General features: G+C 73.9%; 14 protein-coding genes. 6 read left to right on the top strand and 8 right to left on the bottom strand.

Annotation, left to right across the window (positions count from 1 at the left end; translation table 11 throughout):
• Positions 1-23 precede the first annotated feature (23 nt).
• The gene (locus ABZS51_RS20335) at positions 24-986 is read left to right on the top strand and encodes an alpha/beta hydrolase (protein WP_355443074.1); all 963 of its coding nucleotides are present in this window, start codon (positions 24-26) and stop codon (positions 984-986) included.
• Positions 979-2,232, top strand: coding sequence for an acyltransferase (locus tag ABZS51_RS20340; RefSeq protein WP_355443078.1), 1,254 nt, complete (start codon positions 979-981; stop codon positions 2,230-2,232). The genes ABZS51_RS20335 and ABZS51_RS20340 overlap by 8 nt, the downstream gene beginning before the upstream one ends.
• Here the strand turns inward: ABZS51_RS20340 and ABZS51_RS20345 are convergent.
• Positions 2,125-3,198 carry an ROK family transcriptional regulator gene (locus ABZS51_RS20345; RefSeq protein ID WP_355443081.1) on the bottom strand — a complete coding sequence of 358 codons (1,074 nt, stop codon included), beginning with the start codon at positions 3,196-3,198 and terminating at the stop codon, positions 2,125-2,127. The two genes, ABZS51_RS20340 and ABZS51_RS20345, sit on opposite strands and share 108 nt — an antisense overlap.
• Before the next feature lie 73 nt (positions 3,199-3,271).
• Between ABZS51_RS20345 and ABZS51_RS20350 the strand changes: the two genes are divergently transcribed.
• On the top strand, positions 3,272-4,462 hold the full coding sequence (locus tag ABZS51_RS20350; protein WP_355443083.1) for an MFS transporter: 1,191 nt from the start codon (positions 3,272-3,274) through the stop codon (positions 4,460-4,462).
• A gap of 151 nt (positions 4,463-4,613) precedes the next feature.
• Here the strand turns inward: ABZS51_RS20350 and ABZS51_RS20355 are convergent, their stop codons facing one another.
• From ABZS51_RS20355 to ABZS51_RS20375, 5 genes are all read right to left on the bottom strand, one after another.
• A complete protein-coding gene (locus ABZS51_RS20355) occupies positions 4,614-6,035 on the bottom strand; it encodes an FAD-binding oxidoreductase (RefSeq protein ID WP_310711090.1) in 1,422 nt (473 codons plus the stop codon).
• A gap of 306 nt (positions 6,036-6,341) precedes the next feature.
• On the bottom strand, positions 6,342-6,920 hold the full coding sequence (locus ABZS51_RS20360; RefSeq protein ID WP_355443087.1) for a cupin domain-containing protein: 579 nt from the start codon (positions 6,918-6,920) through the stop codon (positions 6,342-6,344).
• Between the two features lie 159 nt (positions 6,921-7,079).
• A complete protein-coding gene (locus ABZS51_RS20365) occupies positions 7,080-7,733 on the bottom strand; it encodes a DUF3618 domain-containing protein (RefSeq protein WP_355443090.1) in 654 nt (217 codons plus the stop codon).
• Positions 7,709-8,110: a phage holin family protein gene (locus ABZS51_RS20370; protein ID WP_355443093.1), complete on the bottom strand. Its 402-nt coding sequence runs from the start codon at positions 8,108-8,110 to the stop codon at positions 7,709-7,711. Before ABZS51_RS20370 ends, ABZS51_RS20365 begins: the two co-directional genes overlap by 25 nt.
• Positions 8,107-8,679 carry a hypothetical protein gene (locus tag ABZS51_RS20375; protein WP_355443096.1) on the bottom strand — a complete coding sequence of 191 codons (573 nt, stop codon included), beginning with the start codon at positions 8,677-8,679 and terminating at the stop codon, positions 8,107-8,109. Before ABZS51_RS20375 ends, ABZS51_RS20370 begins: the two co-directional genes overlap by 4 nt.
• A gap of 155 nt (positions 8,680-8,834) precedes the next feature.
• Between ABZS51_RS20375 and ABZS51_RS20380 the strand changes: the two genes are divergently transcribed.
• Positions 8,835-10,601 (top strand): thiamine pyrophosphate-binding protein, encoded by a 1,767-nt coding sequence (locus ABZS51_RS20380; RefSeq protein ID WP_355443099.1) that lies wholly within the window; start codon positions 8,835-8,837, stop codon positions 10,599-10,601.
• 44 nt (positions 10,602-10,645) lie between these two features.
• On the opposite strand, the gene ABZS51_RS20385 is transcribed toward ABZS51_RS20380, so the two are convergent.
• Both ABZS51_RS20385 and ABZS51_RS20390 read right to left on the bottom strand, forming a co-directional pair.
• Entirely contained in the window at positions 10,646-11,728 is a 1,083-nt protein-coding gene (locus tag ABZS51_RS20385) for a Gfo/Idh/MocA family oxidoreductase (RefSeq protein ID WP_310711086.1), read from the bottom strand.
• Positions 11,729-11,813: 85 nt separating this feature from the next.
• The gene (locus ABZS51_RS20390) at positions 11,814-12,578 is read right to left on the bottom strand and encodes an IclR family transcriptional regulator (protein WP_355443102.1); all 765 of its coding nucleotides are present in this window, start codon (positions 12,576-12,578) and stop codon (positions 11,814-11,816) included.
• 80 nt (positions 12,579-12,658) lie between these two features.
• On the opposite strand from ABZS51_RS20390, the gene ABZS51_RS20395 reads away from it, so the two are divergent.
• A complete protein-coding gene (locus ABZS51_RS20395; RefSeq protein WP_355443105.1) occupies positions 12,659-13,813 on the top strand; it encodes a 4-hydroxybenzoate 3-monooxygenase in 1,155 nt (384 codons plus the stop codon).
• A 135-nt stretch (positions 13,814-13,948) separates the two neighbouring features.
• Positions 13,949-15,979, top strand: a complete 2,031-nt coding sequence (locus tag ABZS51_RS20400) for a glycosyl hydrolase family 18 protein (RefSeq protein WP_355443107.1) — start codon at positions 13,949-13,951, stop codon at positions 15,977-15,979.
• Positions 15,980-16,300: the final 321 nt, after the last annotated feature.

The raw sequence follows: 16,300 nt of genomic DNA on the forward strand, positions 1-16,300 counted from the left end.
CCCCCTGCGACACCGTCGGTCACATGATCCACATTGACGCCCCCCGCGCGCGCCGGGCCCTGCTCGCCGCTCTCGTCGCCGCCTCGGTGGCGGTGCCCGTCTCCGGAGCGGCACGCCCGGGAGCCGTTCCCGCGCCCGTCCCCGTCCCCCTGCCCGCGCTGCGGGCCGCTCCGGAGGCCCTGGCCGGTCGATACGCGGCAGCTCGGAGTGGCATCCTGGCGGCCGAGCGGGCGGCCGACCGGCACGGCGACCGGTGGCGGGCCGCGATGCTGCGCGCCATGGCCGACCCCGCGCGGCGGTTCCTGTCGTTCGACGGCCGCGACGGCGGCCGCGCCGTCGAGGTCTTCGGCGACCTGCCGTCGGCCGGGCGGATCGCCGTGGTCGTCCCCGGCTCCGACACGAACCTCGACAAGTACGGGCTCCTGCGCGGCGGCTCCCTGCGGCTGCTCGGGGAGCTCGGCGACAGGTCGGCCGTCATCGCCTGGCTCGGCTACCGGACGCCCGCGACCGTGAGCCTGTCGGCGCTGACCTCCGGCCTCGCCGAGCGGGGCGCCCGTGACCTGCGCGCGTTCGTACGGGAGCTGCGCGCGGCCCGGCCCGGCGCCCGGATCTCCCTGCTGTGCCACTCGTACGGCGGCGCGGTCTGCGGCCTGGCCGCGCCCGGCATGGACGTCTCCGCGGTCGTGCTGGTGGGAAGCCCGGGCGTGACCGTGGACCATGCCGCCGAGTTGCGCACCCGGGCGACGGTCTGGGCCGGGCGCGGCGCCGGCGACTCGATCGCCCGCGTGCCGCACGTCCGGATCGGCCTGCCCTCCGGCGTCCTCGGGTTCGGCGCCGACCCGGTCTCCCCGGGGTTCGGCGCCCGCGTCTTCCCGGCGGGCGGCGGCGGGCACAGCGACTACCTGAGAGCCGGCTCCCTGCCGCTGCGGAACATCGCCCGCATCGTCTCGGGCCTGCCCCCCGTCCGGGCGGTGGACGGTGCGTGACCTCGTCCGGCGTGTCGCCGTGGGGACGCCCTCCGGACGCGACCGCGGGATCGACGGGCTGCGGGCCCTGGCCATCCTGGGCGTGGTGCTCGGTCATTGGCTGGTGACGGCTCCGGTGGTCGACAGCGGCACCATTCGCGTCACCAGCCCGCTGCGGCACATGCCGTGGCTCGCCCCGGCCTCCTGGATCTTCCAGACCATGGCGGTCTTCTTCCTCGTGGGCGGGTGGACGGCCGCGGGGAGCCACGCGTCCGCCCTCGCCCGCGGCCGCTCGTACGGGGAGTGGCTCGGTGGCCGTATGGCGCGCCTGTTCAGGCCGGTCGTCACCGTGGTGGTGGTCTGGGGCGTGGCGGCGGTCGCGATGCTCGCCGCCGGGGCCGACGCCGGGACGGTGCGGGCGCTGGCCAAGCTGGTGTGGTCACCGCTGTGGTTCCTGCTGGTCTTCGCCGGGCTGACGGCGGCCACCCCGCTGGCGGTCAGGCTGCGTCCGGGATGGCCGCTGGCGGTCGTCGCGCTCGCCGACCTGGGCCGGTTCGCCCTGGGCGGGCCCTCCTGGATCGGCTGGATCAACGTGGCCGCCGGGTGGCTGGTGCCGTACTGCCTGGGCGCGTCGTGGGCGCGCGGCGGCGGGGAGCCGACGTGGGGCCGCCGGGCCGGATGGGGGTTGGCGGCCGGCGGTGCCGCCGCCACCGCCGCGCTCGTCCTGTGGGCCGGTTACCCGGCCTCCATGGTCGGGGTGCCCGGCGCCCCCGTCTCCAACCAGTCCCCGCCTACCCTCGCGGCCGTGACGTTCGGGCTCGCCCAGTGCGGGGCGGCCCTGCTGCTGCTCGGGCCGTTGCGGCGGGCACTGCGCCGCCCCGCCGTCTGGGCGGTCGTGGCGCTCGCCAACCTCTCCGCGATGACCGTGTTCCTCTGGCACCAGACCGCCATGATCGCGGTCACCGGGCTCGGCACGCTCGCGGGCAGGCCTCTGACGGGCCTGCACACCGTGCCCCTCGGCCCCGCCTGGCTGGTCGCCCGGCTGGCCTGGCTGCCGGCGTTCGGGCTGGTCCTGCTGGCGTGCCTGGCGGCGTTCCGGTCGGCCGAAGACCGGCTGAGCGACGGCCGGTCGGCCGAAGGCCGGCTGAGCGACGGCCGGTCAGCCGAAGACCGTGTCGCGGGCCAGGTCGAGGGCTGTCAGGACGGCGCCCTGGAGCACCGCGTTGCCTGCCACGGTGCTCGGCCGCACCTCCACCGGGGCGGGTGAGAGCGCTCTCGCACGCTCGGACACCAGGGCGGCCAGCGCGTCGCCGCCCGCGCGACCCGTCTTGCCGCCCAGCACCACCAGACCCGGGTCCAGGATCGAGACGAGCGCGGCCGCCCCCTTGGCCACCCGCTCGGCCAGCACCTCGGGGGCGAGGCCGTCCGCCGTCCCGGCGGCCACCTGGTCGCAGTACGGCCTGCCGTCCACCTCCAGGAAGCCGATCTCGCCCGCGCCGCCCGAGACGCCCCGGCGCAGCCGGCCGCCCAGCACCGTCGCCGCGCCGATCCCGTCGTCCAGCCACAGCAGCACGAAGTCCTCACGGCCCGTCGCCGAGCCGGTCCGCCACTCGGCGACGGCGGCGAGGTTCACCTCGTTCTCCAGGGTCACCGGGACTCCGAGGCGCCGGCGCACCGCCTCCGAGAGGCCCGGCCGCCAGCCGGGCACGTCGTTCGGCGCGACCAGGTCGCCGCTGCGCGGGTCCACCAGGCCGGGCGCCCCGATGACGACGGTCTCCAGAGCCCGCCCCGCCGCCGCCTCCACGACCGCCTCCGCGACCAGGCCGGGCAGGTCGGAGGGCAGGTCGCCAGGGCCGGGGGCCGGCGCGCCGGGTGCTTCCGGCGTCGAGGCCGGAACGATCTGGCGGGTGGACGAGCCGACGACGCGCCCCGTGATGTCCACGACCGTGACGTGCAGGGCCGAGCGGCGGACGTCCACGCCCGCCACGTGGGCCCGCTCCGCCACGAGCCCGTACAGGCGGGCGTTGGGGCCGCGCCGGTCCTCGCCGTACTCGCCCGTGACCTGGATGAGGCCGCTCTCCATGAGCCGCTCGATCAGGTCCGACACCGTCGGCCGTGACAGCCCGGTGAGGTCGCGGAGCTGGGGAGCGGTCAGCGGCCCGTGCTGGAGGAGCAGGTCGAGGGCCAGTCGGTCGTTGATGGCCCGGGCCAGGGACGGGGTGGCGCTCTTCACGGCCTCGATATTAGTCAGGGTTCCTGCCTGATGGGTATTTCCATCAGGGAGCCTGCCTGATAATTTCCCGGACATGAGCCATCACCGCTCCATCGCCGGAGTGTTCGCCGTGCACGGCGCCGTCGCCGGCAGCCTGGCCACCCGCCTGCCCTGGATCCAGGACCACCTCCACCTCGATCCCCGCACCCTCGGGCTCGCCCTGCTGTGCCCGCCGATCGGCGCGGTCGTCGGCATGCCGCTGGCCGGCCGCCTGGCGCACCGCGTCGGCGGGCGCGCGGCCACCCGGCTCCTGCTCGGCCTCTGGTGCGCCGGGCTCGCGCTGCCCGCGCTGACGCCCGCGCCCGTGTGGCTGTTCGCGGCGTTCCTCGTGTACGGCGCGGCGGCCGGGACGTGCGACGTGACCATGAACGCCCAGGCCGTGGTCCTGGAACGCCGCGTGGGACGCTCGATCATGTCCGGGTTGCACGGGATGTGGGGCGTGGGCAGCCTGGTGGGCGGCGCGGCGGGCGCCCTGGCCGCGCAGGCGGGGATCGACGCCCGGCTGCACCTGGCGGGCGCCGCGCTCGTGCTGCTCGGCGCCGGGATCGCGGCCGGCCGCGACCTCCTGCCCGACGAGGCGGGGGAGGCGGCCGAGACCGGCAGGCGCATCGGCGAGGGGGCGGGGCGGCGGTTCGCGCTGCCCTCGGGGGTGCTGGTGGTGATCGGGCTCGTCGGGTTCTGCGCCACCTTCGCGGAGGGGGCCAGCGCGAACTGGGCGGCCGTATACCTCACCGAGGTCACCGGCGCGGGTCCCGGTCCGGCCGCCGCCGGCTACACGATCTTCATGTTCTGCCTGGCGGGAGCCAGGCTGGTCGGCGACCGGGTGGTCCGCCGGGTGGGGCCCGTGGCGGCGGTCCGCGCGGGCGGTGTCCTGACTGTCGTGGGAGGGGCCGTCGTGGTCGCCTCCCGTACGCCGTTGCCGGGCGTGGCCGGGTTCGCCGCCATGGGGCTGGGGGTGGCGGTCATCGTGCCGCTGGTCATCGCGGCGGCGGGCAACGCGGGGACGACGCCCGGGGCCGGGATCGCGGGGGTCGCGACGATCACGTACATGTCGGGGCTGGTCGCGCCGGCGGTCACCGGCTGGATCGCGGGCGGCGTGTCCTATCCGGCGGCCTTCGCGGTGATCACCGCGGTGGTGGTGCCGGTGACGTTCCTCGCCCCGGTCCTGCGCCGGGACCGGCCGGTACGCCGGCCGGCCGCCGCCGTCCCCGCGCGCCGGGAATGACCTCCCTCGGGAAGGGACGCGGAACGCGGGAAGGGGATGCGGGACGCGGTAAGGCGAGGCGGGGAGGCGATGCGGGACGCGGTAAGGCGAGGCGGGGAAGAGAGGCGGGAAGAAGGGTCGCGGGGCCCGGGGCAGGACCGGGCCCCGCGGGTCAGCGGCCGGAGATGAGATCCGCGACGCGGGCGTAAGCCGACGTCGTGGTGCCCCGGTCGTTCTCGTGGCGGTCGGCGGCCCGGTACAGCGCGTAGATGAGCTGCACGCCCGTCCACCGCAGCGGCTCCGGCTCCCACTGACGCACCTGCCGTCCCACCCACGGCAGTGCCGTCAGCTCCGTGTCGCGCCGCAGCACCAGGTCCCGCAGCGTACGGCCGGCCAGGTTGGTCGTGGTCACGCCGCTGCCGACGTAGCCGCCCGCCCAGCCCAGGCCCGTGGCGTGGTCGAGATGGACGGTCGAGCACCAGTCACGCGGCACGCCGAGCACCCCGCACCACGAGTGCTGGACCCGGGCGTCGGCCGCCGCCGGGAACAGCTTGACCAGCATCCGCCACAGCAGCGCCACCGTGGACGACTGGGTGGCGCCGCGGTCGTCGGTGCGCGAGCCGTACCGGTAGGGCACGCCGCGCCCGCCGATGGCGATGCGGTCGTCGGCGGTGCGCTGGGCGTAGATGTAGGCGTGGGCCTGGTCGCCCAGCAGCTCGCTGCCCGACCAGCCGATGTGCTTCCACACCTCGGCCGGCAGCGGCTCGGTGACGATCATGGAGCTGTTCATCGGCAGCCACTGCCGGTGCTGCCCGTCGAGGCTGGCGGTGAAGCCCTCGGTGGCGCGGATGACGTAGTCGGCCTGGACCGTGCCCCGGGTGGTGACCGCCGCGGGCCTGCCGCTCCCGCGGCGGGGCACGATCGCGGTGACGGTCGTGTCCTCGAACAGGTCCACGCCCAGCTCCGCGACGACGCGGGCCAGGCCGACGGCGAGCTTGGCGGGCTGGATGCGGGCGCAGTGCGGCGAGTACATGGCCTCCAGCGTCCCGGCCACCTGGAGCCGCTCCCGCTGCTCGTCCCGGTCGAGCAGCCGGACGTCGTCCTCCCCGTACCCCCAGGCACGCAGGTCGGCGGTCTCGGCGCGCAGCCGCCGGCGCTGCGCCGGGTTGGTCGCGACGTGCATGACGCCGCCCTTGTGGACGTCGGCGTCGATCCCCTCGGCGCGGGTCACGTCGATGACCTCGTCCACCGTCCGGAACATCTCGCGCTGCAGGTCGATCATCGCCTGCCGGCCGCGCGCCTTGGCGTGCCGCTTGCGCGACCCGGCGAACTCGGCCGACAGCCAGCCGCCGTTGCGCCCCGAGGCGCCGAACCCGGCGAACTCCTTCTCCAGGACCGCCACGCGCAGCCCGGGGTCGGCCTTCTTCAGGTAGTACGCGGTCCACAGGCCGGTGTAGCCGCCGCCGACGATCGCCACGTCGTAGTCGCGGGACCCGGGCAGCGGCGCGCGCCGCGCGGGCGCGCCGATCTGCCGGAACCAGAAGGAGACGCCGCCGTTGGCGAAGTCGGCGGTCAGCGGAACGCCCGGCTTCACGGGGCGCTCACGGCGCCGGCGCGCCGCCCCTCGGTCCGGGACGGGCGGGTGGGGCAGCGGGTCACTCTGGTCTCCTGGTCGGGTCGGTCATGTCGGTGGGGTCGCATCGGTTCCCGCTTTCCTCTTCGGCCGCCGCCGACCGGTGAGACGCCGGGCGGCGGCGGGCCGGAGCGGCGCCGGCGCAGGTCGGCGCGTGTCGTCTCCGGGTGGTGCAGGTTCATGTCCCCATGGTGGCGGACGGTTCACGGTGGTCAGGTGGCCGGGGTGAGAGGGCTCACGGTGGTCAGGCGGCCGGAGTGAGACGACTCAGGTGGCCGGGGTTGGCGGGCTCACCACCCACAGGACCTCGGCGGTGAGCTCGCCGTCGTTGGCCACGCGGTGCGGGACCGACGTGCGGTACTCCACGCTGTCCCCGGGGCCGAGGACGTGCCGGGCGGCCTCGTCCGGCGGACCGAGCCAGAGCGTGACCTCGCCGCGGATCACGAGCAGGATCTCCTGGGAGTCCCCGTGCGTGTACGGCTCCGCCCCGGTGGAGGCGCCCGGGTCGAACTCCCCGGCGTACATCTCCAGGTTGCGCAGCGGACGCTGGGAGATCAGGTACTTGCGCGCGCCCGGCCCGGCCGGCAGCTCCGGACGCCCGGATCGGGGCACGACCCGGTGCCCCACCTCGTCGTCCTCGCTGAACAGGTCGGCGACGGTGACGCCGAGGGCCAGCGCGATCCGCCGCAGCATGCCGACGCTCGCGCCGGCCTGGCCGCGTTCGAGCTGGCTGATGAAGCTGGGGCTGGCGCCCGCCTCGCCGGCCAGCCCGCGCACGGTCATCTGGCGCATGGCGCGGTACGCGCGGACGCGGGCGCCCAGGCGCGCCGTCTCCGACTCGCTCATCGAACCCCTCGGCCGACCGTACTGAACAACTTGTTAAGCAGTAACGAAAGGACCGTACAGAGGCCGGAGTGAGCCGGCAAGAGTCCGCGGCATAACGAGTCGGCAACGTGGTCCACGGCGCCGACCGCGGCTGAGGGAGTGCTCGGGGCCGCTGAGTCGTCAGGTTCCCGAATCGGGGCGCATCTGCCGCGTCTGGTCGCGCGCCTCCCTCCCCGTCGTCCTGGCGGCCTCCGCCGCCGTCTCGGAGACCTGACGACCGGCCTGTTTGATCTCGTCCGTGGTCTCTTCCGCGAGAGTCCGGCCGGTCTCGCGCACGGCCTCCTTGATCGGTTCCAGGACCTCACCCGCCTGATCCTGGATCTGCCCGACGGCCCGCTCCTCCTGCTCGGTCCGCGGCAGGACGGCCGCCGCCACCAAGCCGGCGCCCAGCGCGATCAGCCCGGCGGCCAGCGGATTGCCCTGGGTTCCGTGCATCGCCTGCCGCGGCGCCGCCCGGACGGTGTCGGCGGCCTGATGCACGCCGGTCCTGGCGGTCTGTGCCGCCGACTGGACGCCGGACTTGGTGGCTTCCGCGGCCTCCGAGCCGACATGCGCGGCCGTGCCGGTGGCCTGCCGCGCCCCTGCCCGTACCCGCCCGGCGGGCGCCCCCATGACCCTTTCGCGTACGGAGTGGGCCGCCCGGCGCACCCGGTCGGTCCGCCGCCGCACGATCCGGGACGGGACGGTGCGCTCGGCCAGCCGGTCGACGTCCGCGGCCAGCTCCGCGCGGGTGGCAGTGATCTCGTCTCTTATCTCTTCGGCTCGCGGGTCCATGTGACGTCCTCCTTGAGCGAGTCGATGGTCTGTTCAGGCTTGGGCGACACCTGGCGCATCCTCGTGCGCGCGTTGGTGTAGAGAACGACGGCGACGACGGCCCACACGACGGCGACGATGAGCGCCGCCCAGGCCGCGGGAATGACGGTGGACAGCGCGAAGACGACAGCCAGGCTGACCAGGAGGGCGACCATCGCCGCGGCGAAGCCCGCCCCGCCGAACATGCCGGCGGTCTTGCCGGCCTTGCGCGCCTCCTCGCGCATCTCCACCTTGGCCAGCCGCAACTCCTGACGCAGCAGCGTGGAAAGATCGTTACCGATCTCGCCGACCAACTGCCCCAGTGAGGGCTGGCTGTCATGGCGGCTGACTGACGTCATAGCGGCTCACCCCTGTAGCCGCCCGGTGGTGGTGCCTGGAGGCCGCCCGGTGGCGGGACCTGGAGATCGTCGGCCGGAGGCTCCTGCGAGCCCGTGGCCACCTTGGCGACCCGTCCCAGCACGAAGCCCGCGGCGGCCATGCCCGCCAGGAAGAGGCCCGGGCGCCGGCGCGCGAAGTCCTGCACCTCCTGGACGGCGCCGGCCAGTCCTTGATGCTCCAGGTAGTCCGCCGCCTGGCGGCCCCGTCCCGACAGTTCGCGCACGATCCCGTGCCATGGAGAGTCGGGCTTGACGCCGTCTCCCATGACGGCCAGCTCGTCGGCCCACAGGCGGACCTGGTGCGCCGCCCGCTGGCTCTGCCGCTGCGCCTGCTCGCCCGCGCGGTCCTGGAGCCGTCCGATGACCTTCTTCGTCTGGTCCTTGGCCTCGCCCGCCACGGTCTGTGCCTGGCCTCTCGCGGTGCCCGCCACCTCGCTCGCGGCGGTCCGCGCCTGCTGCGCCGTCCCCTGGGCGGTTTCCGTACGTGCGCCGCCGACGTATCTGTCGTCTCGTGGATAGAACTCGCTCATGTATGCCCCCCGCTGGGTGTCTCTGTCATAGGTGCGCCTGCCCTTAACTCCCACCAACCACCACATATCGGTAGAAAATCGGGCAAAACGCCCGTATGTTGCCCTTGGCCCGGCGGCGAGTGTCTGCCCGCGCCGGTTTCGGGTAGAGCCGCGCCATGGCTCGCATCGCATCGGAATCCCTGGTCGAACGGCTCGCCGAGTGGGGTGTCGACACCGTCTTCGGCATGCCGGGCGACGGCATCAACGGCATCATGGAGGGCCTGCGCCGCCACCGGGAGAAGGTGCGCTTCGTCCTCGTCCACCACGAGGAGGCGGCGGCCTTCATGGCCGCCGGCTACGCCAAGGCCACCGGGAGGATCGGCGTGTGCCTGGCCACCTCCGGCCCCGGCGGCATTCACCTGCTCAACGGCCTGTACGACGCCAAGCTCGACCACGCGCCCGTGCTCGCCATCACCGGCATGCAGGAGACCGCCGTGCTCGGCACCGGCTACCAGCAGGAGGTCCACCTGGACCGCGTCTTCGAGGACGTCGCCGAGTACAACATGATGGTCACCAACCCGGAGCAGCTCCCGGCCCTGGTGGACATCGCGGTCTGCAGCGCCTACGCCCGGCGCGGCGTCGCTCACCTGACGATCCCCAACGACGTCCAGGTGGCCGAGGCGGGGGAGGGGCCGTTCGAGCACGTCGGGCCGGTGCGCGCGCCGCAGTCCACCGCCCTGTACCTGCGCCCGCCGGGCGTCCCGCGCCAGGAGGACCTCGACGCGGCGGCCGAGGTGCTCAACAACGCCGAACGGCCCGCCCTGCTCGTCGGCGCCGGGGCTCTGCACGCGCGCGAGGAGGTGCTGGCGGTCGCCGAGCTGCTCGGCGCCCCGGTGGTCAAGACGCTGCCCGGCAAGGCGGTCGTCCCGGACGACTCGCCGTACACGACCGGCGGCATCGGCCTGCTCGGCACCCGCCCGAGCGAGGAGCTCATGGACGACGCCGACGCGCTGCTCATGGTCGGCACCAACTACCCGTACACCAAGTACCTGCCCCGGCCGGAGAAGGTGCGGGTGGTGCAGATCGAGGCCGACCCGGTCCGTGCCGGCGCGCGCATGCCCACCGACGTGCCCATGGTCGGCGACGCCCGCGACGGGCTGAGGGCGCTGCTGCCCCTGCTGCGCCCGCAGGAGGACTTCTCCCACCTGCGGACGTACCAGGCGAAGATGGCCTCCTGGCGCTCCGACATGGAGGCGCTGGAGAGCGCCGGCCGTGACCCGATCGCCCCGCAGTACGTGGTGTCCGTGCTGGACGACCTGGCCGCCGACGACGCGATCATGACGTGTGACAGCGGCACGATCGCCACCTGGGCCGCCCGTCACTGGACGATCCGCGGCGGGCGGGAGTTCTACCTGTCCGGCAACCTCGCCTCGATGGCGCCCGGCCTGCCGTACGCGATCGCCATGCGGCACGCCTTCCCGGGCCGCCAGGTGATCGCGTACGTGGGCGACGGCGGCTTCGCCATGCTCATGGCCGAGTTCCTGACGGCCGCCCGCCACGGGCTGCCGGTCAAGGTCGTGATCAACAACAACAACTCGCTCGGCCAGATCCTGTGGGAGCAGATGGTGCTCGGGTACCCCGAGCACGGGGTGCGCTTCCCCGAGCCCGAGGCCGACTTCTCCGCCTGGGCCGTCTCCTGCGGCGGGTTCGGCGCCAAGGTGACGAAGCCGGAGGACGTCCGGCCCGCGATCGGCGCGGCCCTGGAGTACGACGGGCCCGCGCTGGTCGACGTGGCCGTGAACCCGAACGAGCCGCCCATGCCCGGCAAGGTCACCTACGAGCAGGCCAAGAAGTTCGCCCAGGCGTTCCTCAAGGGGCAACCGCACCGGGCGGCCATCGCGACCACGCTCTTCAAGGACCGGATCGACAGGTTCGGGGACTGACCGCCCCGGCGAGGGTCACCATCGGCCCCCGGGATGCGGTCGAGTCAGGAGGGCCGCCAGCCCGGGACGTCGCCGTGCAGGGCGCGGTAGAACGGGTCGCCGGGGCCGATCTCGCCCGCGCTGACCGTGGCCCCGGTCAGCGCCGCCTTGTACAGGGCGGTCACCAGCTCCAGGGACCGCCGCCCGTCGTGTCCGCTGCCCCGGGGTCGCCGGCCGGCCCGCAGGTCCTCCAGCAGGCCCAGGAACTGGGCTCGGTGGGAGCTGGGCTCGTCCTGCGGCGGCGGCCACGGGATCCCGGCGGCGCCCTCGGCCGGGGTGTAGGTCCAGTCCGCGTTGGCGTAGCCGTACAGGTGGGTCAGCTCCAGTGTGCCGCCGGCCAGGTCGAGGCGCAGGTGGCTGACCTGGCGCGGCGAAAGGGCGCTGTTGACGACGGTGGCCAGCGCGCCCGACTCGAACCGGACCAGGGCGGTGGTGACGTCGTCGGTCTGCACGTCGCGCGCCAGCCGGGCGGCCATCGCCCGCACCTCGCTCCAGTCGCCGAGCAGTTCGAGCAGCAGGTCCATCTGGTGGATGCCGAGGCCCATCGCGGGCCCGCCGCCCTCGGTCTCCCAGCGTCCCCGCCAGGGCACGGCGTAGTAGGCGTCGTCGCGGAACCAGGTGGTTTGGCAGTGCGCGACGTACGGGGCACCGAGCGCGCCGTCGGCGATCAGCCGCCGCAGGTGCTGGGAGCTGGAGCCGAACCGCTGCTGGAACACGATCGCCGCGTACGGCCCGCCCTCGCGCTCGGCGTCGATCATGGCGTCGTACTCGGCCAGCGACAGGCACGGCGGCTTCTCGCACCACACCCACGCGCCCGCCCGCAGCGCGGCGACCGCCTGCGCGCTGTGCAGGGCGGGCGGGCTGGTGATGACGACGAGGTCCGGGCGGGTGTCGGCGAGCGTCCTTTCGAGGTCGGCCGAGGCGTACGGCAGGCCGAACTCGCCGGCGAAGGCGCGGGCGAGCGCGTCGGTGGCGTCCACGACGGCGACCACCTCCACCTCCTCCGGCAGCTCGCGGAACAGGGGCAGGTGGGCATGTCTCGCGATCTGCCCGCCGCCGACGACGGCGACGCGGAGGGGGGACGGCACGGGGATGGCCTCCTTGGGAAAGCGCTTGCCGAGGCACGGTAGCACGGAGCGGCCTCACTCCGGAGCGGCCTCACCCCGAGCGGGCTCACCCGGGGCGGGCCGTCGCGGCGTACGCCCGCGCGATCTCGCCCGCCGCCGCGCGCAGCGGCTCGACCAGCCGGTGCAGCTCCCGGGCGCGCCGTGACGACAGCACGATGCCCACCGCCGCCACGGCCCGGCCCTCCACCAGGACCGGCGCCGCCGCCGAGCACGAGCCCAGCGTCATCTCCTCGAACGTCAGCGCGTAGCCCTGCGCCCGCACGGCCGCCAGCTCCCGCGCCAGCCGCCCCGGCTCGGTGATCGTGTGCGGCGTGGGCCGCTCCAGCTCGCGGGCCAGGTACGCGTGCACGAACCACTCGGGCGCGTACGCGAGCAGCGCCTTGCCCACGCCGGTCGGGTGCATCGGCAGCCGGCCGCCGGTCCTGGAGACGATCCGCACGGCCCTCCTGCCGTGGACCTTGTCGAGGTACAGCGCCTCGACGCCGTCGCGCACGGCCAGGTGCACGTTCTCGCCGGTGCCGGCGAACAGCTCCAGCAGCCACGGGTGCGCCACCTCCTGGAGGTCGCCGGCGGCGAGCCGGCCGAGCTCCCACAGCCGCAGCCCGATCCGCAGCCGCCCGTCGGGCCCGCGGCTCAGCACACGCCCGCCCTCCAGCTCGGCGGCCAGCCGGTGGACGGTGCTCAGCGGGAGCCCGCTGCGCCGGGCCAGGTCGGTGAGCGTGAGCCGCGGGTACGCCGCGTCGAACGCCCCGAGGATGGCGAGGACCTTGGACGTCACCGTGCGCCCCGCCTCGCGGGAGTGGCCTGCCATGCGGGAATCTTGCCGAATCCTTCCACTGGACGGAAGGGACGGCTCGGCGCGGCCACCCCCCGGGCACGATGCTTCCCTCTATGCGAACTCAGGTCGGGATCATCGGGGCCGGGCCGGCGGGATTGCTCCTGTCGCACCTGCTCCACCTGCGCGGCGTCTCCTCCGTGGTGCTGGAGAGGCGCAGCCGCGCGTACGTGGAGGGGCGCGTGCGCGCCGGCGTGCTGGAGCAGGGCACGGTCGAGACGCTGGTGGAGGCCGGTGTCGGCGAGCGGCTGCGCCGCGAGGGCCTGCCGCACCACGGCATCGAGCTCAGGTACGGCGGGCGGGGCCACCGCATCGCGTTCGAGGAGCTGGTGCCCGGCCGGACGATCACCGTGTACGGGCAGCAGGAGGTGGTCAAGGATCTGATCGCGGCCCGGCTGGAGGCGGGCGGCGACGTGCGCTTCGAGGTGGAGGACGTGGCATTGCACGACCTGGACGGGGAGCCGTACCTGACCTTCGGCGGGGAGCGGCTCGCCTGCGACGTCATCGCCGGCTGCGACGGCTTCCACGGCGTGTCGAGGCTGTCGGTGCCGGAGGGCGTGCTGACCTTCCACGAACGCGACTACCCGTTCGCCTGGCTGGGCGTCCTGGCCCGCGTCGCCCCGTCGTCCGACGAGCTGATCTACAGCCGCACGGAGCGCGGCTTCGCCCTGCACAGCATGCGCACGCCCGAGATCAGCCGTTTCTACCTCCAGGTGCCGCCCGACGCCACGGCCGGGGAGTGGCCGGACGAGCGCGTCTGGGCGGAGCTGAAGGCCCGCCTGGAGACCGTGCCCGGCTTCACGCTGGCCACCGGCGAGATCCTGGAGAAGGCCGTCACGCCCATGCGCGGCTTCGTCACCGAGCCGATGCAGTACGGCCGGCTCTACCTCGCGGGCGACGCCGCGCACATCGTGCCGCCGACCGGCGCCAAGGGGCTCAACCTGGCGGTGGCCGACGTGCGGGTGCTGACGGAGGCGCTGGACCGGTTCTTCTCGACGGGCTCGGCCGACCTGCTGGACGGCTACTCGGCGGCGTGCCTGCGGCGGGTGTGGCGGGCGCAGCACTTCTCGTGGTGGATGACGACCCTGCTGCACACGTTCGACTCCGACGACGCGTACGGCCGGCGGTTGCAGCTGTCGTACCTGGACTACGTCACCTCCTCACGGGCGGCCGCGACGACGCTGGCGGAGAACTACGTCGGCCTGCCCTGACGGTTCTTGACGCGGGTTGTTGACGCAGTCCCGGGCACGGGCTACCGTCGTCTCAAATCTAAAGGAAACTTTCCTATTAATTTCCTTCAGATCCCCTCCCATCCCACCCCCCAGACACCGGATGTCGGAGAATCCATGAGACACAGAGCCCTCAGCAAGGTCCTCGCGGTCGCGGCGGCGTTCCTGCTGCCGCTGACGGCCGCCGTCGCCACCCCGCCGGGCGCCCAAGCCGCCCTCACCCCGTCTTCCCGGACCGCCTCTTCCCAGACGGCCTCTTCCCAGACGGCCTCTTCCCAGACGGCCTCTGCCGGGACCGTCGCCTTCCTGGCCGACTGGGCGCCGAACGTCGCGTACACGGCGGGGACGCGCGTCACCTACAACGGCGTCACGTACGAGTGCGTCCAGAGCCACACCTCCCAGACCGGCTGGGAGCCGCCCAACGTCCCCGCCCTGTGGAAGGTCGTCACCGGAGGCGGCGACACGCAGGCGCCGAGCGTGCCGGGGGGCCTGCGTTCGACGGGGGTGACGTCGAGCAGTGTGTCGCTGGCGTGGAGCGCCTCGACGGACAACGTCGGGGTGTCGGGGTATGACGTGTACCGGGGGAGTGCGCGGGTGGCGACCGTGACGGGGACGTCGTACACGGACTCGGGGCTCATCGCGAGCACGGCGTACACGTACATGGTGCGGGCGCGTGACGCGGCCGGCAACGTCTCGGCGGCGAGCGGCGCCGTGACCGCGACCACCACGGGCGGCGGAGGCGGCGACACGCAGGCGCCGAGCGTGCCGGGGGGTCTGCGTTCGACGGGGGTGACGTCGAGCAGTGTGTCGCTGGCGTGGAGCGCCTCGACGGACAACGTCGGGGTGTCGGGGTATGACGTGTACCGGGGGAGTGCCCGGGTGGCGACCGTGACGGGGACGTCGTACACGGACTCGGGGCTCAGTGCGAGCACGGCGTACACGTACACGGTGCGGGCGCGTGACGCGGCCGGCAACGTCTCGGCGGCGAGCGGCGCCGTGACCGCGACCACCACGGGCGGCGGAGGCGGCGGCGGGAACAAGCTGCTCGGCTACTTCGTCCAGTGGGGCGTCTACCAGCGCGGCTACCACGTCAAGAACATCGACACCAGCGGCTCGGCCGCCAAGCTCACCCACCTCAACTACGCGTTCGGCAACGTGCAGAACGGCCAGTGCACGATCGGCGACAGCTACGCCGACTACGACCGGTTCTACAGCGCGGCCGAGAGCGTGGACGGCGTCGCCGACACCTGGGACGCCGGCGCCCTGCGCGGCAGCTTCAACCAGCTCCGCAAGCTCAAGAAGAAGTACCCGAACCTGAAGGTGCTGTTCTCCTTCGGCGGCTGGACCTGGTCGGGCGGCTTCACCCAGGCCGCGGCCAACCCGGCCGCGTTCGCCGACTCCTGCTACCGGCTCGTCGAGGACCCGCGCTGGGCCGACGTGTTCGACGGCATCGACATCGACTGGGAGTACCCGAACGCCTGCGGCCTCAGCTGCGACACCAGCGGCGCGGCCGCGTTCCGGAACCTGATGTCGGCGCTGCGCTCCCGGTTCGGCTCCGGCAACCTCGTCACCGCGGCCATCACCGCCGACGGCACCTCCGGCGGCAAGATCGACGCGGCCGACTACGGCGGCGCCGCCCCGTACGTCGACTGGTACAACGTCATGACCTACGACTACTTCGGCGCCTGGGCGGCGCAGGGGCCGACCGCCCCGCACTCGCCGCTCACCTCCTACGCCGGCATCCCCATCGCCGGCTTCCACTCGGACAACGCCGTCCAGAAGCTCAAGAGCAAGGGCGTCCCGGCCGCCAAGCTGCTGCTCGGCATCGGCTTCTACGGCCGCGGCTGGACCGGAGTCACGCAGGCCGCGCCCGGCGGCACCGCCACCGGCCCCGCGCCCGGCACGTACGAGCAGGGCATCGAGGACTACAAGGTGCTCAAGACGCGCTGCCCCTCCACCGGCACGGTGGCCGGCACCGCTTACGGCTACTGCGGCGGGCAGTGGTGGAGCTACGACACGCCGGGCACGATCGGCGGCAAGATGGGCTACGCGAAGGACCAGGGCCTCGGCGGCGCGTTCTTCTGGGAGCTCAGCGGCGACACCACGGGCGGCGAGCTGATCACGGCCATGCGCAACGGCCTCGGCTGACGCACGGATGATTCCGGGGGCCGGTCCCGCCTCACCCGCGGGACCGGCCCTCCGCCTCCAGACCCTGCGTCACGATTTCAGCCTTATCCGAAACCCCTCCATTGACCCCATGGCTGCGGTGTTTCTAGATTTCGGTCATGACCCTAATCTCCCGAACGATGGCTGCCGGCATGGCGGTCATCGCGCTGCTGGCGGCGGCGCCCGCGCCCGCCTCGGCGGCGGGCGGCACCGTCTACCCGTACGAGCTGACCGGCCTGCTCGGCGACTTCACCGAGCACGACCTCGACGACCAGCACGCGCTGGTGCCGGTCGACCGGCCCA

The sequence above is a fragment of the Nonomuraea sp. NPDC005501 genome (assembly GCF_040605905.1).
Lineage (GTDB): Bacteria > Actinomycetota > Actinomycetes > Streptosporangiales > Streptosporangiaceae > Nonomuraea.

Coding starts and splice junctions, on each gene's coding strand:
- ABZS51_RS20335 (WP_355443074.1), top strand. CDS start 24: ATGATCCACATTGACGCCCCCCGCGCGCGCCGGGCCCTGCTCGCCGCT.
- ABZS51_RS20350 (WP_355443083.1), top strand. CDS start 3,272: ATGAGCCATCACCGCTCCATCGCCGGAGTGTTCGCCGTGCACGGCGCC.
- ABZS51_RS20360 (WP_355443087.1), bottom strand. CDS start 6,920: ATGAGCGAGTCGGAGACGGCGCGCCTGGGCGCCCGCGTCCGCGCGTAC.
- ABZS51_RS20365 (WP_355443090.1), bottom strand. CDS start 7,733: ATGGACCCGCGAGCCGAAGAGATAAGAGACGAGATCACTGCCACCCGC.
- ABZS51_RS20370 (WP_355443093.1), bottom strand. CDS start 8,110: ATGACGTCAGTCAGCCGCCATGACAGCCAGCCCTCACTGGGGCAGTTG.
- ABZS51_RS20375 (WP_355443096.1), bottom strand. CDS start 8,679: ATGAGCGAGTTCTATCCACGAGACGACAGATACGTCGGCGGCGCACGT.
- ABZS51_RS20380 (WP_355443099.1), top strand. CDS start 8,835: ATGGCTCGCATCGCATCGGAATCCCTGGTCGAACGGCTCGCCGAGTGG.
- ABZS51_RS20390 (WP_355443102.1), bottom strand. CDS start 12,578: ATGGCAGGCCACTCCCGCGAGGCGGGGCGCACGGTGACGTCCAAGGTC.
- ABZS51_RS20395 (WP_355443105.1), top strand. CDS start 12,659: ATGCGAACTCAGGTCGGGATCATCGGGGCCGGGCCGGCGGGATTGCTC.
- ABZS51_RS20400 (WP_355443107.1), top strand. CDS start 13,949: ATGAGACACAGAGCCCTCAGCAAGGTCCTCGCGGTCGCGGCGGCGTTC.